The organism is Shewanella sp. SM87, assembly GCF_025653705.1.
In the GTDB taxonomy this organism is placed as follows: Bacteria; Pseudomonadota; Gammaproteobacteria; order Enterobacterales; family Shewanellaceae; genus Shewanella; species Shewanella oncorhynchi.
Map to the genome: position 1 here is coordinate 1 of NZ_JAKKSC010000075.1, position 1,607 is coordinate 1,607.

The 1,607-nt window shown below is 37.6% G+C and carries 3 protein-coding genes and 1 pseudogene; 2 read left to right on the forward strand and 2 right to left on the reverse strand.

All coding sequences use genetic code 11. From position 1 onward, the window contains the following. A pseudogene (locus L5M11_RS23650) lies at window positions 1-162 on the reverse strand (IS110 family transposase); the annotation flags it as partial. 90 nt (window positions 163-252) lie between these two features. On the opposite strand from L5M11_RS23650, the gene L5M11_RS23655 reads away from it, so the two are divergent. Continuing rightward, on the forward strand, window positions 253-864 hold the full coding sequence (locus tag L5M11_RS23655; protein WP_263193443.1) for an ImmA/IrrE family metallo-endopeptidase: 612 nt from the start codon (window positions 253-255) through the stop codon (window positions 862-864). Continuing rightward, complete coding sequence (locus tag L5M11_RS23660; protein ID WP_014611392.1) at window positions 861-1,355, forward strand: DUF4411 family protein; 495 nt, start codon at window positions 861-863, stop codon at window positions 1,353-1,355. The genes L5M11_RS23655 and L5M11_RS23660 overlap by 4 nt, the downstream gene beginning before the upstream one ends. Before the next feature lie 41 nt (window positions 1,356-1,396). On the opposite strand, the gene L5M11_RS23665 is transcribed toward L5M11_RS23660, so the two are convergent. After that, the coding region (locus L5M11_RS23665; RefSeq protein ID WP_263193394.1) for a transposase at window positions 1,397-1,607 on the reverse strand (211 nt) is incomplete at its 5' end.

Genomic DNA, 1,607 nt, shown 5'->3' on the forward strand with positions numbered 1-1,607 from the left:
GGCCTCCATAGCAATAAGGCTACCTTCGGGGAATTGTCTAATTTTATCGAGCAGCTTGTTTCTGTTAACCTTTTTGTTACTCATGACAGAGTTATCCATAAGACAAACACAAACTTGAAAAACATTTTTGGCTAAATCGATACCAATAACTTTAATATCCATGATGGAAACCTCCAGAACTATTTGTCAGCTTTAAGCTTGGCATAATACTGCAAGCTTAGGTGCTGAGGCGTCCATCACATCACTACAGTAATGCGTAGCGGTATTGTTGGGAATAATACTCATCGAAAATTACAAGTTTCTGAGTTTAGAGGTTTCGCTATTAGTGACGTATTAGCACCGTTGATTTTTATTAATAGTGCAGATGCTGAAACTGCACGATTATTTACTTTGATTCATGAACTAGCTCATTTATGGCTTGGTAGTAGTGGAATATCAGATGGATATAGTAGTCACGCAAAGGTTGAGGTATTTTGTAACGCAATCGCTGGTGAGTTTTTAGTTCCAAAGAATCTGCTTATCCCCATTTGGAATCACTCTGAAAAAATTATTGAAAATTTATTCAGAGGAGCTTCTAAGTTTCATGTTAGTAAGCTTGTTGTTGCCAGAAGAGCAATGGATTGCGGTTTGATAACTAAAGATGAATATCGTGGTTTTTATCAAGAAGAATTAAATGATTTTAGAAACAGGACTAGTAATGGTGGGGATTTCTACAGGACGGCAGGAGCTAAAAATAGCTTAATTTTATCACGAGCAGTAGTAACAGAAGCCTTAAGTGGTCGATTGCTACTTAGAGACGCGAGTAAGTTACTAGGTGTTGCGCCTCATGCAATAAAGACTTATGCGAGTAAACTATCATTATGAAGTACTTACTGGATTCAAACACTTTTATTGAAGCTAAGGGCAGATATTACGGAATGGCTATTTGTCCTGCGTACTGGGCTTGGCTTCTTAAAGCGTATGAGAAAGGTCAAGTATGCAGCATCGAATTTGTAAAAGAAGAGTTGATTCATTACGGTGATGATCTGAGTGATTGGGTTAAAGCTCACAAGCATATATTTTTCTCAGAAAGCGATGCAGCAACTCAGAAGGCATTTGTTGAAGTTGTTAATATTGTTTACAGTATGTCTCAAATGAACGCTGGTACTCATGAGGAATTTCTTTCTGGTGCGGATCCATGGCTAATTGCTAAAGCAATGGTTTTAGGAGCAACTATTGTTACTCATGAGCGATATGATGTCATGATTAAGAAGAAAATTCTAATTCCTAATATCTGTGAACGTGTTGGAGTTAAATATTTAAACACGTTTGATATGCTCCACGAGTTAGAAGCTGAATTTGTGTTATCAGTTTAGCTGTAACTAGGGTCTGTTGATCTTTGCTGTACAAATGTTGTTCAGCAATATATCGGCAGCCACATTAACATAAACGCCAGTGACACCATACTGGCGTAATTTCTTGCTAGCTTGTCATATCTTGTTGATATTGCTCGATAGTGCTTAATTCTTCCAAAAGCATTCTCCACTAAATGTCGATACCGATATAAGCACCAATCGACTCTTTCTTGAGGTGTATTCTTATAGCGGCGCCTTGGAATAACAGATTTC